The organism is Bradyrhizobium betae (genome assembly GCF_050632175.1).
Classification (GTDB): Bacteria; Pseudomonadota; Alphaproteobacteria; order Rhizobiales; family Xanthobacteraceae; genus Bradyrhizobium; species Bradyrhizobium betae_B.
Genome location: NZ_CP192576.1, coordinates 1,307,046 through 1,325,040, shown reverse-complemented (window position 1 = coordinate 1,325,040; position 17,995 = coordinate 1,307,046). Strand labels below are relative to the sequence as shown.

Sequence of the window (17,995 nt, the reverse complement as noted above, 5' to 3'; positions counted from 1 at the left end):
GTCGACTGGACAACCATGAAGCTGCGCGACCTACTCAGCAAGGACGTTCTGGGCAATGATGCCGCGATCGAGCCCGCTGTCGCGGCGCTCGAGGTGACCGGCGTCGCGCTCGACAGCCGGGTGGTCAAGCGTGGCGATCTCTTTTGCGCTCGCGGGCAGCAAGACCGACGGTGCGCGCTTCATCGACGCCGCGATTGCCGCGGGCGCGGTGGCGGTGGTCGGCGACCATGGGCCGGCGGCGATCAAGGTGCCGTTCATCGAAGTTGCCAATCCGCGCCGCGCGCTGGCCCTGGCCGCGGCAAGATTCTTCCCCGCGCAGCCTTCGACCATTGCCGCGGTGACCGGCACCAGCGGCAAGACCTCGGTCGCGGCGTTCACGCGCCAGATCTGGGAGCGGCTGGGGCATGCCTCCGCCAGCATCGGCACCATCGGTCTCGTCTCGCCGAAGCGCACGGTGTACGGCTCGCTGACGACGCCGGATCCGATCGCACTGCACCGGCAGCTCGACGAGATCGCGCGCGAGGGCGTCACGCATCTTGCGTTCGAGGCGTCATCGCACGGGCTCGATCAATATCGCCTCGACGGCGTGCGGATCGCGGCCGGCGGCTTCACCAACCTCTCGCGCGACCACATGGATTATCATCCGACCGTCGCGCATTACCTCGCCGCAAAACTCAGGCTGTTCCGCGAACTGGTGCCGCCGGGTGGCGCGGCCGTAATCTCGGCCGATCATGATTGCTCGGCCGAAGCGATCGATGCGGCGGCCTCGCGCGGCTTGAGGGTGATGGCGGTCGGCCGCAACGGCGATGGGGCAGGCGAAGGCATTCGTCTCGTGGACGCCAAGGTCGAAGGCTTTTCGCAGGTGCTTGCACTCGAACATCGCGGCAAGCGCACTTCCGTCCGGCTGCCGCTGGTCGGCGAATTCCAGATCGAGAACGCGCTGGTATCGGCCGGCCTCGCCATCGGCACCGGCAGCGATGCGGCCGACGTGTTCGCGAGCCTCGAACATCTCGAAGGCGCCAAGGGTCGGCTCGAACGCGTCGGCGAGCGCAACGGCGCGCCCATCTTCGTCGATTATGCGCACAAGCCCGATGCGCTGGCGAAGGCATTACAGGCGCTGCGGCCCTACGCCAGGCGTCGGCTGGTCGTGGTGTTCGGCGCGGGCGGTGATCGCGACGCCGGCAAGCGTCCGATCATGGGCGAGATCGCGGCGGAGAACGCCGACGGAATCATCGTCACTGACGACAATCCGCGCAGTGAGAAGCCGGACGTCATTCGTGCCGAGATCCTCGCAACAGCAAAGGGCGCCCGCGAGATCGGCGACCGCGCCGCGGCGATCCGCACCGCGATCGAGGAATTGCAGGACGGCGATGCGCTGCTGATCGCCGGCAAGGGCCACGAGACCGGCCAGATCGTCGGCGGCCAGGTGCTGCCTTTCAGTGATCACGAGGCGGTCGCCGCCGCATTAGCGTCGAGGGTTGCATGAGCGGGCCACTATGGACGGTTGCCGAAGTGGCGCGCGCGCTGGGCGCTACCGGATCATTCCCGGACACGCCGATTGATTTCGTCACCCAGGACAGCCGCCTGGTGAAGCCGGGCAGCCTGTTCGTCGCGCTGAGCGGCACGCCGAGCGGCGGCTTCATCTCGGCTTTCGCCAGCGCGCGTGACGGCTGGGAGTTCGCCGACAAGGCGGAAGCCTCCGGCGCGGTCGCGATGATCGTGCCGCACGAGATCGCGGGCATCCGTATTCCGCAGATCGTCGTCGAGGACACGCTGATCGACGGCCTCTGGGGTCTGGCGCGCGCGGCACGCGCGCGCTTCCATGGACCGGTGATCGGCCTCACCGGCAGCGCCGGCAAGACCAGCACCAAGGAGTTCCTGGCGGCTTATCCGGGCGCCTATGCCAGCCCGTCGAGCTTCAACAATTTCTGGGGCGTGCCGCTGACGCTGTGCAATGCGCGGCCTGACGCCAGCCTCTGGGTCGTCGAGATGGGCATGAACCAGCAGGGCGAGATCGCGCGGCTCAGCGAATTGACGCGGCCGACCGTCGCGCTCGTCGTCAACGTCCAGCCGGTGCATCTGGAGAAGCTCGGCTCGCTCGAAGCCATCCGGCGCGAGAAGGTGTCGATCGCGCTCGGCCTTCCCGAGGACGGCGTGCTGGTGCTACCGGCGGGGCTCAAGGCGTCCGAATGGAAAGGCAAGGTGGTGCGCTTCGGCGAGCATGCCGAGGTGCATGAGGTCGCGCACGCGCCGCATGGCGAGAGCTGGCAGGTCGTGGCCATGATCGGCAAGAAGGAGATCGCCTTCAGCCTGACGCCGGGCGCGCCGCACCGGGTCCAGAATGCGCTGGCCGCGCTCGCCTCGATCCGCGCCGCGAACCTCGACGCATCGACGCTGGCGATCAAGCTCGACCGGGTCGGCATCATGACCGGCCGCGGCGTCGAGCAGGCGGTCGGCGGCGTCACCGTGATCGACGACAGCTTCAACGGCAACCCGGCCAGCGTGGCGGCTGCGCTGCAGAGCCTGCAGGCGCGTAACGTCACCGGCGGCCGCCGCATTGCGGTGCTCGGCGACATGCTGGAACTGGGCGATGACGCGCCAGGCTATCACACCGGCCTCGCCAGCCATCTCGACGGCATCGATGGCGTCTACTGCGTCGGCCCCCTGATGCGTCATCTGTTCGACATCCTGCCGGCGGGCAAGGGCCTCGGCTGGCACGACGATCCCGCGACGCTGAAGCCCGCCGAGGTGGCAAATCTGCTGAAGGCGGGCGATGTCGTGGTTGTCAAGGGCAGCAAGAAGATGTTCTGGGTCAACAAGTTTGTGCCGGGGCTGGTGGCCGCCTTGCGGACAAAGGCGTAAACTGCTTGGAAGGCGCTGTTCCCGAATCCCTCCTTGCGGCGCGAGCCGTCCGTTTTCCAAGGGTCGCCCGGCCCCCATGATGAAGACCAGCGAATGCGCGTGACACGCGGTGACAAGGCCAAGATCAAGGCCAAGGCCGCGTGCAAAGGCGCCATAGGACCGTCTGAATGTTTTACTGGCTGATCGAGCTATCCAACACATTTCCGGGCTTCGGTCCCGTTCGCACCGCCCTGAACGTCTTCCGCTACATCACCTTCCGCACCGGCGGCGCCGTCGTCACCGGGGCGCTGTTCGTGTTCCTGTTCGGGCCCTGGATCATCGACCATCTGCGCCTCCGCCAGGGCAAGGGGCAGCCGATCCGGGCCGACGGTCCGCAATCGCATCTCGCCAAGAAGGGCACGCCCACCATGGGCGGGCTGATGATCCTGTCCGGCCTCACGGTCGGCACGATGCTGTGGGCCAATCCGCTCAACCCCTATGTCTGGATCGTGCTGGCGGTGACGCTGGGCTTCGGCTTCGTCGGCTTCTATGACGACTACCTCAAGGTGACCAAGCAGACCACGACCGGGTTCGGCAGCAAGCTTCGCCTGCTGATCGAGGCGGCGATCGCGCTGGTGGCCTGCTATGCACTGGTGCGCCTGAACCGCGATCCCGCGTCGACCGCGCTGACGATCCCTTTCCTGAAGGATACGGTGTTGCATTTCGGCTGGTTCTTCGTCGTGTTCGGCGCCTTCGTCATCGTCGGCGCCGGCAATGCGGTAAACCTCACCGACGGTCTCGACGGCCTCGCCATCGTGCCCGTGATGATCGCGACCGCGAGCTTTGCGATGATCGCCTATCTCGCCGGCAACGCGGTGTTCGCCGACTATCTCCAGATCAAATATGTCGCCGGCACCGGCGAACTCGCGGTGCTCTGCGGCGCGCTGCTCGGGGCCGGCCTCGGTTTTCTTTGGTTCAATGCCCCACCAGCTTCGATCTTCATGGGCGATACCGGCTCGCTCGCGCTCGGCGGCATGCTGGGGGCGATCGCGGTCGCGGTGAAGCACGAGATCGTGCTTGCGGTGATCGGCGGCCTGTTCGTGCTGGAGGCGGTTTCCGTCATCGTGCAGGTGGTGTCGTTCAAGCTGACGGGCAAACGCATCTTCCGCATGGCGCCGATCCATCACCATTTCGAGCAGCTCGGCTGGACCGAGCCGCAGATCGTGATCCGCTTCTGGATCATCTCGGTGATGCTGGCGCTCGCCGGCCTCTCCACCCTGAAGCTGCGCTGACGGTCACGCCATGATCCCGGTCACCTCCTTTGCCGGCAAGACGGTCGCGGTGTTCGGCCTCGGCGGCTCGGGGCTCGCCTCCTGCCACGCGCTGAAAGCGGGCGGCGCCGAGGTGATCGCCGCCGACGACAATGCCGAGAACGTTGCCAAGGCCGCGCAGGCCGGTTTCATCACCGCCGATCTACGCGACGTTTCCTGGGCGAATTTCACCGCCCTCGTGCTCGCGCCGGGCGTACCGCTGACCCATCCGGCCCCGCACTGGAGCGTGCTGAAGGCGCGCGAAGCCGGTGTCGAGGTGATCGGCGACATCGAGCTGTTCTGTCGCGAGCGGCGGCGGCATGCGCCTGATGCGCCATTCGTCGCCATCACCGGCACCAACGGCAAGTCGACCACGACGGCGCTGATCGCGCATCTCACCAAGGTCGCCGGCTACGACACCCAGATGGGCGGCAATATCGGCACCGCGATCCTGTCGCTGGAGCCGCCGCGAACGGGCCGCGTCCACGTCATCGAGATGTCGTCTTACCAGATCGACCTGACGCCCTCGCTCGATCCCTCCGTCGGCATCTTGTTGAACGTCAGCGAAGACCACATCGACCGCCACGGCACCATCGCGCACTACGCCGCGGTGAAGGAGCGGCTTGTTGCGGGCGTGCAGGCCGGCGGCACCGCGATCGTCGGCGTCGACGACGGCTTTTGCCGCGACATCGCCGACCGGCTCGACCGTGCCGGCATGACCGTGGTGCGTATCTCCGTCAAGAATCCGCTGGCCACCGGCATTCATGTCGAGCACGGAACGATCGTGAGCACCGCGGGCGGCGCGCGGAGCGAGATTGCAAAACTTGGCGGCATCGGCTCGCTGCGCGGCCTGCACAATGCGCAGAACGCGGCTTGCGCCGCCGCTGCCGCGCTCGCGATGGGCATCAGCCTCGACCTGCTCCAGAACGGCCTGCGCAGCTTTCCGGGCCTTGCGCACCGCATGGAGCAGGTCGGCCGCCGCGGCAACGTGCTGTTCGTCAACGACTCCAAGGGCACCAATGCGGACGCCACCGCGCATGCGCTGTCGTCCTTTTCGGACATTTTCTGGATCGCCGGCGGCAAGCCAAAGGCCGGCGGTATCACTGGTTTGACCGGCTACTTCCCGCGCATCCGCAAGGCCTATCTGATCGGCGAGGCTGCGCCGGAATTTTCGGGAACGCTGGGCACGGTCGCGCACGAGATCAGCCAGACGCTGGACGTCGCCGTCGAACACGCCGCGCGCGATGCGGAGGCATCAGGCCTCACCGACGCCGTCGTGCTGCTGTCGCCTGCCTGCGCCTCCTTCGACCAGTACCGCAACTTCGAGATCCGCGGCACCAGGTTCCGCGAACTGGTGCAGGCGCTGCCGGGTGTGAAGTCGGTGGTGTAGGGCCGCTTGCTCCTCATTCTCCGCTGTCGTCACCCGCGCAGGCGGGTGACCCAGTATTCCAGAGTCGGTGCTTGAGCCGAGACGCCGCAGCGTACTGGATGCCCCGCCTTCGCGGGGCATGACCACCATTTTGGTCGCGCTGTGCGCTATCGCCAAAGTTATCGACTCCCTTAACCCCCGGTAACCAACCTCGGCGACCAATGGACCGACCTCTGTCTGAAAGCGGCCGCCCATGCTCTCCCGTGAAGAACGCACCCCTTTTCCGAGTGGTGGTGGACCGTCGACAAGCCGCTGATGGGCGCCATCCTGGCGCTGATGCTGACCGGGGTGATCCTGTCGCTGGCGGCCAGCCCGCCGGTCGCGACCCGCATCGGGCTCGAGCCCTTTCATTTCTTCAGCCGCCACGTGATGTTCCTGCTGCCGTCCTGCCTGGTGCTGCTCGGGGTGTCCTTCCTGTCGCCGCGCGCGATCCGCCGTTCGGCCCTGATCATCTTCGCGGCCAGCATCATCCTGATCGTGCTGACGCTCGCGATCGGCCCTGAAGTGAAGGGCTCGCGGCGCTGGATCACGCTGCTCGGCGTCAACATCCAGGCCTCCGAAATCGCAAAGCCTTCGTTCGTCGTGATCGCCGCCTGGCTGTTCGCGGAATCGACCAGGCGGCCGGAGATGCCGGCGACCACGATGGCGCTGGTGCTGCTGTTGATGCTGGTCTCGCTGCTGGTGATGGAGCCCGATTTCGGCCAGACCATGCTGATCCTGATGGTGTGGGGCTCGCTGTTCTTCATCGCGGGCATGCGCATGATCTGGGTGTTCGGGCTCGCCGGCCTCGGCGCGGCCGGATTGTTCAGCGCCTATCTGTTCGTCCCGCACGTTGCGGGCCGCATCAAGCGCTTCATGAATCCGGCCTCGGGCGACACCTTCCAGGTCGATACCGCGATGGAGGCCTTCTACAACGGCGGCTGGTTCGGGCTTGGACCGGGCGAGGGCATTGCAAAACGCAGCCTGCCGGACAGCCACACCGATTTCGTGTTCGCGGTCGCCGCCGAAGAGTTCGGCATCATCCTGTGTCTCGCCATGCTGGCGCTGTTCGCCTTCGTCGTCCTGCGCACGCTGTCGCGCGCCTATGCCAATGAGGACATGTTCTCGCGCTTCGCCGCGTCCGGCCTTGCCATCCTGTTCGGGGTGCAGGCCGCCATCAACATGTCGGTCAACCTCCAGCTCATTCCGGCCAAGGGCATGACGCTGCCGTTCATCTCCTATGGCGGCTCCTCGATCGTGTCGCTCGCCTATGGCGTCGGCATGATGTTGGCCCTGACGCGGCTGCGCCCGCGCACTGAGGTCGAGGCCAGCGGCCACGCCGAAGCGATGCGGAGTTATGCGTAGTCGTCAATGTGGACGCGTAGCCCGGATGGAGCGAAGCGCAATCCGGGAAAGTCTCACCGCGGATAGATCGCCCCGGATTACGCTTACGCTCCATCCGGGCTACGAACGCTTCGCTACGCTCGCAATCACGGCGGAGGCCTTGTAAAACGTCCCCTATGGACACCTCCCCTTGATTCTTCTCGCCGCGGGCGGCACCGGCGGCCATCTGTTTCCGGCCGAGGCGCTCGGCGTCGAATTGATCCGGCGCGGCTTTCGCGTCCGCCTCGTCACGGATGAGCGCGCACTGCGCTATAGCGGGCTGTTCACGAAGGACATGATCGATGTCGTCGCGAGCGAGACCGCGCGCGGTCGCAATCCGCTTCAGATCGCTTATGCCGGCCTCACGCTCGCCACCGGCACGTTGTCCGCTTACAACCTGATCAAGCGATTGAAGCCCGCGGCCGTCGTCGGCTTCGGCGGCTATCCGACGCTGCCGCCGCTGGTCGCGGCAAAATTCGCCGGCGTGCCCGGCATCATCCATGACGCCAACGCCGTGCTCGGCCGCGCCAACCGGTTTCTGTCGAGACGCGTCCGCGCCATCGCGACATCGTTGCCCGGTGTGCTCGATCGCGATCCCGCACTATCAGGCAAGACGACGACGGTCGGCACGCCGATGCGCCCGGCAGTCCTCGCCGCGGCGGCGGTGCCGTATGCGGCACCCGAAGTGAATGGACCGCTGCGCCTGCTCGTCGTCGGCGGCAGCCAGGGTGCGCGCATCATGGCCGACATCGTACCGGGCGCCATCGAACGGCTCGAGTCTTCGTTGTGGAGCCGGCTCGTTCTCACCCAGCAGGTCCGCGACGAGGACATGACCCGCGTGCGCGCGGTCTACGACAAGCTCAAGATCAATGCCGAGCTCGCGCCGTTCTTCACCGATCTGCCCGCGCGGCTCGCCTCCAACCATTTGGTGGTCTCGCGCTCCGGCGCGGGCACGGTCGCCGAACTTGCCGCCATCGGCCGGCCCTCGATCCTGGTGCCGCTGCCGGGTGCGATCGACCAGGACCAGTTCGCCAATGCCGGCGTGCTGGCCAAGGTCGACGGCGCCATCCGCATTCCGCAGACCGAGTTCACCTCCGACCGTCTCGCCGCCGAGATCTCCGGTTTTGCCGCCGAGCCGGCACGCCTCGCGGCCATGGCTGCCGCGGCGAAAGCGGCAGGCCGGCTCGATGCCGCCGAACGGCTGGCCGATCTGGTGGTCAAAGTCGCGGGAATCTGACGCGAAAAAGCCCTTGTCTTGGCCTTCCAAAGCGGGGCATCCAGTAGCAAAGGCGCGCGGCTGATTTGGCCGTGACCTTCGCCAGATACCGCCGTTCAGGCGGCGAGGTCAGGGAACAGAGCATGAGACTGCCGCGCGAGATCGGACCCATCCACTTCGTCGGGATCGGCGGGATCGGCATGAGCGGGATCGCCGAGGTGCTGGTCAATCTCGGCTATGCCGTGCAGGGCTCGGACGCTTCCGACAATTACAATCTCGACCGTCTCCGCAAGGCGGGCGCAAAAGTTTCGGTTGGCCACAAGGCCGAGAATGTCGATGGCGCCGAGGTCGTCGTGGTGTCCTCCGCGATCAAGCGCGACAATCCGGAACTGATGGCGGCGCGTGAACGGCGCATCCCGGTGGTGCGCCGCGCCGAGATGCTGGCCGAGCTGATGCGGCTGAAGAGCTGCGTCGCGATCGCCGGCACGCATGGCAAGACGACGACGACCACGATGGTCGCAACGCTGCTCGATGCCGGCGAGCTCGATCCCACCGTCATCAATGGCGGCATCATCAACGCGTATGGCTCGAACGCGCGCCTCGGCGCCGGCGAGTGGATGGTGGTGGAAGCGGACGAGAGCGACGGCACCTTCCTGAAGTTGCCGACCGACGTGGCGATCGTCACCAATGTCGACCCCGAACATCTCGACCACTTCAGGACCTTCGAGGCCGTGCAGGACGCCTTCCGCCACTTCGTCGAGAACCTGCCGTTCTACGGCTTTGCCGTGATGTGCATCGATCATCCCGTGGTGCAGAGCCTCGTCGGCAAGATCGAGGATCGCCGCATCATCACCTACGGCGAGAATCCGCAGGCCGATGCGCGGCTGGTCGATCTCACCCCGATGGGCGGCGGATCGAAGTTCAAGGTGGCGTTCCGCGATCGCAAGATGGGCGCCGTGCACGAGATCGCTGATCTCATGCTGCCGATGCCGGGGCGCCACAATGCCTCCAACGCGACGGCGGCGATCGCGGTGGCGCGCGAGCTCGGTGTGTCCGACGAGGCGATCCGCAAGGCGATCGCCGGCTTCGGCGGCGTCAAGCGCCGCTTCACCAAGACCGGTGAATGGAACGGCGTCACCGTGATCGACGATTACGGCCATCACCCCGTCGAGATCGCGGCGGTGCTGAAGGCGGCGCGGGATTCCTACGCTGGCAAGGTGATCGCCGTGGTGCAGCCGCATCGTTACACCCGCCTGCAATCGCTGTTCGAGGAATTCTGCACCTGCTTCAACGACGCCGATGCAGTGGTTGTCGCCGACGTCTATGCCGCCGGTGAAGCGCCGATCGACGGCTTCGACCGCGATCATTTCGTCGCCGGCCTGCGCGCGCACGGCCATCGCGAGGTCGTGCCGCTGCCCGCTGCGTCGGAGCTCGCGGGTATCGTGAAGGGGCTCGCGAAGCCCGGAGACCTCGTCGTGTGCCTGGGCGCCGGCAACATCACGCAATGGGCGTATGCGTTGCCGGATCAATTGAAGGCGCTGGGGTAGGGAGCGGATGTCGCGCCATCGTCGATCACCGCCCGTGTGGCCACCCCTCTCCTAACCCTCCCCCGCAAGGGGGAGGGAACCCATCTGCCGGTGCGCCCCTGACTCTCGCAAAAGACCGGGGCGCAGTTGCGACGCTCGGTGAGGTGAGCACGCTGGGCAGGCTCCCTCCCCCTTGCGGGGGAGGGTTGGGGAGAGGGGTAAGCCCAGGGCGCTGGCGGACAACTTCGCACGGCGCAGTCTCAACCCAGGTCGCATGTCGGTCGACGCACGATGACCTTTCCCGACATCACGCCCACTCTCAAAGCCGCGATGCCTGATCTCCGCGGCCGGCTGCTGGCGAACCAGTCGCTTGCCGAGCTGACCTGGTTTCGCGTCGGCGGCCCTGCACAGGTGCTGTTCACGCCGGCGGACGAGGACGATCTCGCCTATTTCCTCGCACACCTTGCGCATAACATCCCCGTTCATGTCGTCGGCGTCGGCTCCAACCTGATCGTGCGCGACGGCGGCATTGCGGGCGTGGTGATCCGCCTTGCGCCGCGCGCCTTCGGCGACGCGAGTGCTGACGGAGACGTCGTCACTGCAGGTGCCGCGGCGCTCGACAAGCGCGTCGCGGAAGTGGCGGCCTCTGCCGATATCGGCGGGCTCGAATTCTATTTCGGTATTCCCGGCACGATCGGCGGCGCGCTGCGCATGAATGCGGGTGCCAATGGCGGCGAGACCAAGGACGTGCTGATCGAGGCGCGTGGCGTCGGGCGCGACGGCACGAAGTACACCTTCTCCAACGCCGACATGAAGTTCGTCTACCGCAACAGCGGCGTCGATCCCTCGATCATCTTCACCTCCGCGCGCTTTCGTGGGCAAATCAGGGATGCCGAGACGATCCGCGCGCGGATGGCGGAGGTGCAGGCCCATCGCGAGACCGCGCAGCCGATCCGTGAAAAGACCGGCGGCTCGACCTTCAAGAATCCGCCGGGCCATTCCGCCTGGAAGCTGGTCGACGCCGCCGGCTGCCGCGGCCTGCGCGTCGGTGGTGCGCAGGTGTCGGAGATGCACTGCAATTTCCTGATCAACACGGGCGATGCCACCGCGCAGGATATCGAGACGCTCGGCGAGACCGTGCGCGAACGAGTGAGGGCAAATTCCGGAATTGAGTTACACTGGGAAATCAAGCGGATCGGGGTTTCCGCGTGACCGTCATTCCGGGCCTGTGCCCTACGGCGCATCCCGGAATCACGACGACTGGCTAGGATAGGTAACAGGAACATGCGCATCACCATCCTCTTCGGCGGCTCCAACCGCGAACGTCTGGTTTCGGTCGCCTCGGCCCAGGCTCTGCATCAGGCGCTGCCCGAGGCCGATCTGTGGTGGTGGGACGTCGAGGACAAGGTGCATGTGGTGCAGTCGAAACAGCTGCTCGACCATGCCCGCCCCTTCGAGGACGAGTTCAAGCCGGGCACATCAGGCATTCCACTGGCGCAGGCGCTCGACCAGGCCAGGGCCGAAAGCCGCGTGCTGGTGCTCGGCCTGCATGGTGGACGGGCGGAGAACGGTGAATTGCAGGTGATGTGCGAGACGCGCGGCGTACCCTTCACCGGCTCGGGCTCGGCCTCCTCGCATCTTGCCTTCGACAAGGTCGCGGCCAAGCGTTTCGCCGCGCTCGGCGGCGTGACGCCGCCGGCAAACGTCGCGCTGGACGAGATCGACGAGGCCTTCGCCGAATATGGCCGGCTGATCGCAAAGCCGGCACGCGACGGGTCGAGCTACGGACTGATCTTCGTCAACGCCAGGCAGGACCTCGTCGCCGTCCGCAATGCGGCCAGGCACGAAGACTATGTGATCGAGCCCTACATCGCCGGCGTCGAGGCGACCTGCGGCGTGCTGGAGCGCCCCGATGGGTCGATCATCTCGCTGCCGCCGATCGAGATCATTCCGGGCGAGGGCAGTTTCGACTACGCCGCGAAATATCTCTTGAAGTCGACCCAGGAGATCTGTCCCGGCCGGTTCGCGCCCGAGATCACCGCCGCGCTCAAGCAGCAGGCGATGCTGGCGCACCGGGCGATGTCCTGTACCGGCTATTCCCGCTCGGACTTCATCGTCTCGGACAAGGGGCTGGTCTACCTCGAGACCAACACGCTGCCCGGGCTGACCAAGTCCTCGCTCTACCCCAAGGCGCTGAAAGCCGAGGGCATCGAATTCGTCGACTTCCTGGGCGGCCTGGTCGAGCTCGCCGAGAGGGGCGTGCGGAAATAATTAGGACTGGTTAACGGCGAAATGGGCGAAATCGCCCGATTTGGAACCAAATGCCGGCAAAATGCCGGGTATCGCGGCATAAATACCTCACTGGCCTCGGCAAATAGCATCCCGCGTTAACGAACTTTACCTTTTGTTTACCAGGACGTCCGAAGGTTAACGCTGGCGGCGCATATGGCGTTTTGGCTGCCGGCGCGTGAGCTGTTTCGGGTGATGTCACCTCCAGCGAACGCTTTGAACGGGAGAGGCTTCTTCTGCTGAAGACCAGTACCCGGCCCGGCAAGTTCGAGACGTCATGTTCGCCAGGATCCGCGCGATGTCGCGGGGAAACTGTTGACGAGCTCGTGCAATGGATGGAGCAGGAAGCCTCACCCGGTCGTTTTTCGGATCGCTGAGGCCCCAAGCTGACCTGAAGGCGGCCGCTATCGGAGCGGTCGTGCTTCTGCGCGAGTGGGTGCAGGAGAAGCTCGACTCCAAGCGTGACCGCGCTGCTGCCAAGGCAAAGACCAAAGCCAAGCCGGTCATCGAGCGGGAGCCGCCGCCGCGCGTGGTCGCGCTGGTCGAGCGCTATGCGCCGCGCCGGATCGGGATCACCCTGACCGTGCTGCTGCTGCTCGGCAGCTATGGCTTCGGCATCGTCAAAGGCGGTCATCTCCAGGATTTCATCACGGCGGTCAGCGATGCCCGCAACGCGATGGCCAATTCCGCCGGCTTCCGCATCACCTCGGTCGTGATCAACGGCCGCAAGCAGCTCAGCCAGGACGAGATCCTCGCTGTCGGCGGCGTCAGCGGCCGTTCCTCGCTGCTGTTCCTCGACGCCGACGCCGTGCGCGACAAGCTCAAGGCCAATCCCTGGATCGCGGATGCGACCGTGCTGAAGCTCTATCCGGGCCGGCTGATGATCGACATCACCGAGCGTCAGGCGTTTGCGCTGTGGCAGGAGGCCGGCCGGCTCTCCGTCATCGCCGATGACGGCGCCGTGCTCGAACCCTATGTGTCGCGCCGGTTCCTGTCGCTGCCGCTCGTGGTCGGCAAGGGAGCCGACACCAAGTCGCGCGATTTCCTGGCGTTGCTGGCGCGCTATCCGCAGGTCAATTCGGTGACCAAGGCCGCCATCCTGGTCGGCGAGCGGCGCTGGAACCTGAGGCTCAAGGACGGTCTCGACATCCGCCTGCCCGAGCAGGACGTCGGCAACGCGCTCGCGATGCTGTCCAGGCTCGACAAGGAGGACAGGCTGTTCTCGCGCGACATCGTTGCCGTCGACATGCGCCTGCCGGATCGCCTGGTGGTGCAGCTGTCCGACGACGCCGCCAAGGCGCGCGAAGATCTGTTCAAGGACAAGAAGAAGAAAAAGGCCGGGGACGCTGCATGACCGGTCTTGATCGCACCCAGACGCCGAAGACACGCCAGATGCCGCACAAGCGCGGCGGCCTCGTCGCCTGTCTCGACATCGGCACCAGCAAGATCGCCTGCATGATCGCGCGGCTGAAGCCGTCGGCGCCGAACGACGCGTTGCGCGGCCGCACCCACGCGGTGGAGCTGATCGGTTACAGCCAGATCCAGTCGCGCGGCATGAAAGCCGGCGCGGTGGTCGACCTTGCCGAATGCGAGCAGGGGGTCCGTCAGGCCGTTGGGCTTGCTGAGAAAATGGCCAAGGTGCGGGTCGACTCCGTGCTGCTGTCGGTGTCCGGTGGCCGGCTCTCCGGCCAGCTGGTCGAAGCCGCGGCCGACATCCGTGGCGGCGCCGTGACGCCGGCCGACGTCAGCCGTGTCACCTCCACCGGCATGCGTCACGCCACCGGCGAAGGCCGCACGGTGCTGCACGCGCTGCCGGTCGGCTACACGCTCGATGGCGTCAAGGGCATCCGCGATCCCCGCGGCATGGTCGCCCACCAGTTCGGCGTCGACATGAACGTCGTCACCTGCGACGCCACCGTGGCGCGGAATCTGATGCTTGCGGTGGAACGCTGTCACATCAACGTCGAAGCAATGGCGGCGAGCCCCTATGTGGCCGGCCTGTCGGTGCTGACCGACGACGAGGCCGATCTCGGCGCAGCCGTCGTCGAAATGGGCGCCGGCACCACCACCATCGCGGTCTATTCGGGCGGCCGTTTCGTGCATGCGGCGGGTTTTGCGGTCGGCGGGCAACACATCACGATGGATCTTGCGCGCGGACTCTCGGCGACCATTGCCGATGCCGAGCGAATCAAGACGTTATATGGGACCGTCATCACCGGCGGATCGGACTCGCGTGAGCTGATGTCTGTACCGACAGCCGGTGACGAGCAGGATCTGCCGCAGATCGTCTCCCGCGCCACCATCGCCAACATCGTCAAGCACCGTGCCGAGGAAGTCTTCGAAATGGTTCGGGACAAGCTGAAGGATTCGCCCTTCGCCTCAGAGCCGAACGGCCGCGTCGTACTGACAGGCGGCGCTTCCCAGCTCACCGGTCTGGTCGAACTCGGCACGCAGATTCTCGGCCGGCCCGTGCGGGTCGGACGTCCGCTCGGTTTCGGCCGGCTGCCCAACGAGGCGAAGAACGCCGCGTTTGCGGTGCCGGCCGGCCTTCTCGTCTACCCGCAATATGTTCACCAGGAACATGTCGAACCGCGGCATACGCGGCAGCAGGTCAGGACAGGGACCGGCGGTTATTTCGGAAAGGTCGGACGATGGCTACGCGAGGGCTTCTGATGACCGATTTCCGCAATTCCCGACTTTCATCAACTCCCGCGGCCGCCGGCCGGGGCGAACCCACGCGCGCGTGATCGAGAGGCAAACATGACCATCAGCATCAATGTTCCTGATATTCACGAACTGAAGCCCCGGATCACCGTGTTCGGCGTCGGCGGTGCCGGTGGCAACGCCGTCAACAACATGATCACGGCGGGCCTCCAGGGCGTCGACTTCGTGGTCGCCAATACCGACGCGCAGGCGTTGACGATGTCGAAGGCGCAGCGCATCGTGCAGATGGGCACGGCGGCAACGCAGGGTCTGGGCGCAGGCTCGCAGCCGGTCGTCGGCGCGGCCGCGGCCGAAGAGGTGATGGATGAGCTCCGCGACCATCTCTCCGGCGCCAACATGGTGTTCGTCACCGCGGGCATGGGCGGCGGCACCGGCACCGGTGCTGCTCCCGTCATCGCCAAGATCGCGCGCGAGATGGGCATCCTCACCGTCGGTGTCGTGACCAAGCCCTTCCACTTCGAGGGCGGTCGCCGCATGCGCACCGCGGAAGCCGGCATCAACGAACTGCACAAGGTCGTCGATACGCTCCTGATCATCCCGAACCAGAACCTGTTCCGGGTCGCCAACGAGAAGACCACCTTCGCCGACGCCTTCGCGATGGCCGACCAGGTGCTGTACTCCGGCGTTGCCTGCATCACCGACCTGATGGTCAAGGAAGGCCTGATCAACCTCGACTTCGCCGACGTGAGAGCGGTGATGAAGGAGATGGGCAAGGCGATGATGGGGACGGGCGAAGCGTCCGGCGACAAGCGCGCGCTGACCGCCGCTGAAGCTGCGATCGCCAACCCGCTGATCGACGACAGCTCGATGAAGGGCGCCAAGGGCCTCCTCATCTCCATCACCGGCGGCAAGGACCTCACGCTGTTCGAGGTCGACGAAGCCGCGACCCGCATCCGCGAGGAAGTCGACCAGGACGCCAACATCATCGTCGGCGCAACCTTCGACGAAGCGCTCGACGGCCTGATCCGCGTCTCGGTCGTTGCCACCGGCATCGAGCAGGCTGCGATCGCCCGCAACAGCCAGGCCACCAGCGCTCCGGTTGCGAACGCGGCGGCGCCGCAGGTGCAGCAGGCTCCCGCGGCTCCGGCGGTCGCCGCCGAGAGCCGTCTTGCCGACCTGACCGCGCGGCTCCGCGCCGACAACCAGCGGCTGGCCGAGCGTGCCCAGAAGCTGGAAGGTCAAATCCCCGCCGCCACGTCCGCGCCTGTCGCGCCGCGTCCGAATGTCGAGCGTGCGGCGCTCGCGGCGATCGCCGCCGCGGTTGCGGACGTTCCGCAGGCGCCCGCGCCGATGCAGACCTATGGCGACGTCACCGTGCGCCCGATTGCGCAGAAGCCGACGCTGTTCCCGGAGCCCGAGCAGGCGCCGATCGTCATGCAGGAGCCGATGACGCCGGAAACCTTCATTCCGCCGCAGGCCGAGCGTGCGCCGATGCGTACGCCGCGGATGCCGCGGATCGAGGAACTGCCGATGCCGGCCCAGGCCGAGCTTCGTCAGGCCCGCGGCGAGGTTGAAGAAGAGACCCCGCAGAAGAGCCGCCTGTCGCTGCTCCAGCGCCTCGCCAATGTCGGCCTCGGCCGCCGCGACGAGGAGAGCGAGGCGCCGATCGCCGCCCGCACCGCCGGTCCCGCGATGCCGCCGCTGCCCGATCGCCGGCCGCAGAAGAGCGTGGCGCAGCAGATCGCGGCCACCGAGCCGGTATCGGAGTATGCTCGCCGTCCCGCGCCGCAGGGCCTGGACATGCATGGCCGGCCGGCGCCTGTTGCGCCGGCGCCACAGGGCGACGATCATCTTGATATCCCGGCCTTCCTGCGGCGTCAGGCGACCTGAGGATTGTTACAATAAGGCAGACGAAAAAAGGTCCCGGCGGGAAGCTTGCCGGGACCTTTCCTTTGGCCCCGTGCATATCCGGATTGCGCGCCCAAGCAACTGATTTTAAATCATTAATTACTTGTTCGGTGGTTCAGTAAAGCTGCTGATAACGGCCTCAAAACTCGGCGCAATTTGGTTAAGCCTTGGCGCGAATACGGCAGGTTTGGGGTAACAATCAGTAAAAAAGCGTGAGTTGGCGCTGTTTGAGGCAGTGATTATGGTTTGCCGTGACTTGGGGATACGGAGATTCGGACGGTCGATCTCGATCGATCAGCCGGCTCTTGTATAAGTCGCAGTGGGTCGTAGTGGGGCGGGTTCCTGATGAAATTTAGCCGGCAAACAACGCTTCGTGCGCAAGCCACCGTGGCCGGCGTCGGCGTTCATTCCGGTCTTCCCGTCACCCTCACGCTGGGACCTGCGCCTGTCGACGCAGGTTTTATTTTTGTCCGCACGGGCCTTGAGGGAAGTGACCGCGAAGTCCAGGCGACCGCCGATCAGGTGATCGCGACCGATTTTGCCACCGTCCTCGGTGATCGCAGCGGTCCGTTGGTGTCCACCGCCGAGCATGTGCTCGCTGCACTGCGTGGCATGGGCGTCGACAACGCCACCATCGAGATCGACGGTCCGGAAGTGCCGATCATGGACGGCAGCGCCGCGGCCTTTGTTGCGGCGATCGACCAGGCCGGCATCGTCAACCAGCCGGCACAGCGCCGTTTCATTCAGGTTTTGAAGCCGGTCTCGGTCAAGATCGGCGACTCCTTCGGCGAGATCCGACCCTATGCCAACGGGTTCCGCGCCGAGGTCGAGATCGACTTCACCAATCCCGTCATCGGCCAGCAGAGCTACGATATCGACCTGAGCCCGGAACGCTTCCGCCGCGAAGTCGGCCGCGCCCGGACTTTTGGCCTGATGTGCGACGTCGCGCGGCTGTGGAGCGCGGGTTACGCCCTCGGAGCCTCCTTCGACAACACCGTCGTGTTCGACGACGAGCGGCTGCTCAACACCGAGGGCCTGCGCTACGCCGACGAATGCGTCCGTCACAAGGTGCTCGACGTGATCGGCGACCTCGCGCTGGCCGGCCTGCCGCTGCTTGGCGCCTACCGCTCGCGCCGTGGCGGCCACAAGCTCAACCATGCTGTGCTGACCGCGCTGCTCGCCGATCGTACCGCCTGGCGGGTGGTCGAGGGCGAGGCAGCCCGCCGCACCACGCGTCCCGTGGCCGAAACCGGTCGCAGCATCGTCGGCGGCCGGATCGCCGCGGCCTACGGCCCGGACGTGTCCTGACAGCTCTGCTGTCACGGCATCCCCTGTCCCGGCAGAGCTGCGGAATTACCCCCGGGAAACTCCTGGTAACGATGATCGGCTAGGATTGCGGCGCGTTCGCCTTAATCCGGGCGAAATGCCTGCCTATCCGGTTGGTTGGAGA

General features: G+C 66.1%; 11 protein-coding genes and 2 pseudogenes. All 13 read left to right on the top strand.

Translation table 11 applies throughout. The features are described 5' to 3' along the window. Positions 1–15 precede the first annotated feature (15 nt). Positions 16–1,486, top strand: a pseudogene (locus ACQ86E_RS06585) (UDP-N-acetylmuramoyl-L-alanyl-D-glutamate--2,6-diaminopimelate ligase). Further along, the gene (locus tag ACQ86E_RS06580) at positions 1,483–2,862 is read left to right on the top strand and encodes a UDP-N-acetylmuramoyl-tripeptide--D-alanyl-D-alanine ligase (protein WP_431204721.1); all 1,380 of its coding nucleotides are present in this window, start codon (positions 1,483–1,485) and stop codon (positions 2,860–2,862) included. The pseudogene ACQ86E_RS06585 and the gene ACQ86E_RS06580 overlap by 4 nt, the downstream one beginning before the upstream one ends. 167 nt (positions 2,863–3,029) lie before the next feature. Then, entirely contained in the window at positions 3,030–4,133 is a 1,104-nt protein-coding gene (mraY, locus tag ACQ86E_RS06575) for a phospho-N-acetylmuramoyl-pentapeptide-transferase (protein WP_431204720.1), read from the top strand. A 10-nt stretch (positions 4,134–4,143) separates the two neighbouring features. Beyond that, positions 4,144–5,541 (top strand): UDP-N-acetylmuramoyl-L-alanine--D-glutamate ligase, encoded by a 1,398-nt coding sequence (murD, locus tag ACQ86E_RS06570; RefSeq protein WP_431204719.1) that lies wholly within the window; start codon positions 4,144–4,146, stop codon positions 5,539–5,541. A 232-nt stretch (positions 5,542–5,773) separates the two neighbouring features. Next, positions 5,774–6,924, top strand: a pseudogene (gene ftsW / locus ACQ86E_RS06565) (putative lipid II flippase FtsW). 169 nt (positions 6,925–7,093) lie between these two features. Beyond that, positions 7,094–8,179: an undecaprenyldiphospho-muramoylpentapeptide beta-N-acetylglucosaminyltransferase gene (murG, locus tag ACQ86E_RS06560; RefSeq protein ID WP_431204718.1), complete on the top strand. Its 1,086-nt coding sequence runs from the start codon at positions 7,094–7,096 to the stop codon at positions 8,177–8,179. Positions 8,180–8,301: 122 nt separating this feature from the next. Then, positions 8,302–9,705 (top strand): UDP-N-acetylmuramate--L-alanine ligase, encoded by a 1,404-nt coding sequence (gene murC / locus ACQ86E_RS06555; RefSeq protein WP_431204717.1) that lies wholly within the window; start codon positions 8,302–8,304, stop codon positions 9,703–9,705. A 270-nt stretch (positions 9,706–9,975) separates the two neighbouring features. Beyond that, on the top strand, positions 9,976–10,896 hold the full coding sequence (murB, locus tag ACQ86E_RS06550; protein ID WP_431204716.1) for a UDP-N-acetylmuramate dehydrogenase: 921 nt from the start codon (positions 9,976–9,978) through the stop codon (positions 10,894–10,896). A 72-nt stretch (positions 10,897–10,968) separates the two neighbouring features. Next, a complete protein-coding gene (locus tag ACQ86E_RS06545; protein WP_431204715.1) occupies positions 10,969–11,955 on the top strand; it encodes a D-alanine--D-alanine ligase family protein in 987 nt (328 codons plus the stop codon). Positions 11,956–12,304: 349 nt separating this feature from the next. After that, positions 12,305–13,327 carry a cell division protein FtsQ/DivIB gene (locus ACQ86E_RS06540; RefSeq protein WP_431204714.1) on the top strand — a complete coding sequence of 341 codons (1,023 nt, stop codon included), beginning with the start codon at positions 12,305–12,307 and terminating at the stop codon, positions 13,325–13,327. After that, entirely contained in the window at positions 13,324–14,646 is a 1,323-nt protein-coding gene (gene ftsA, locus ACQ86E_RS06535) for a cell division protein FtsA (RefSeq protein ID WP_431204713.1), read from the top strand. The genes ACQ86E_RS06540 and ftsA overlap by 4 nt, the downstream gene beginning before the upstream one ends. Positions 14,647–14,733: 87 nt before the next feature. Then, entirely contained in the window at positions 14,734–16,527 is a 1,794-nt protein-coding gene (gene ftsZ, locus ACQ86E_RS06530; RefSeq protein ID WP_431204712.1) for a cell division protein FtsZ, read from the top strand. A gap of 363 nt (positions 16,528–16,890) precedes the next feature. Beyond that, on the top strand, positions 16,891–17,853 hold the full coding sequence (lpxC, locus tag ACQ86E_RS06525; RefSeq protein WP_143841312.1) for a UDP-3-O-acyl-N-acetylglucosamine deacetylase: 963 nt from the start codon (positions 16,891–16,893) through the stop codon (positions 17,851–17,853). Positions 17,854–17,995: the final 142 nt, after the last annotated feature.

Bases quoted from the DNA above. Each gene is read 5' to 3' on its own strand.
- ACQ86E_RS06580 (WP_431204721.1), top strand. From the start codon at position 1,483: ATGAGCGGGCCACTATGGACGGTTGCCGAAGTGGCGCGCGCGCTGGGC.
- mraY (WP_431204720.1), top strand. From the start codon at position 3,030: ATGTTTTACTGGCTGATCGAGCTATCCAACACATTTCCGGGCTTCGGT.
- murD (WP_431204719.1), top strand. From the start codon at position 4,144: ATGATCCCGGTCACCTCCTTTGCCGGCAAGACGGTCGCGGTGTTCGGC.
- murC (WP_431204717.1), top strand. From the start codon at position 8,302: ATGAGACTGCCGCGCGAGATCGGACCCATCCACTTCGTCGGGATCGGC.
- murB (WP_431204716.1), top strand. From the start codon at position 9,976: ATGACCTTTCCCGACATCACGCCCACTCTCAAAGCCGCGATGCCTGAT.
- ACQ86E_RS06545 (WP_431204715.1), top strand. From the start codon at position 10,969: ATGCGCATCACCATCCTCTTCGGCGGCTCCAACCGCGAACGTCTGGTT.
- ACQ86E_RS06540 (WP_431204714.1), top strand. From the start codon at position 12,305: ATGGATGGAGCAGGAAGCCTCACCCGGTCGTTTTTCGGATCGCTGAGG.
- ftsA (WP_431204713.1), top strand. From the start codon at position 13,324: ATGACCGGTCTTGATCGCACCCAGACGCCGAAGACACGCCAGATGCCG.
- ftsZ (WP_431204712.1), top strand. From the start codon at position 14,734: ATGACCATCAGCATCAATGTTCCTGATATTCACGAACTGAAGCCCCGG.
- lpxC (WP_143841312.1), top strand. From the start codon at position 16,891: ATGAAATTTAGCCGGCAAACAACGCTTCGTGCGCAAGCCACCGTGGCC.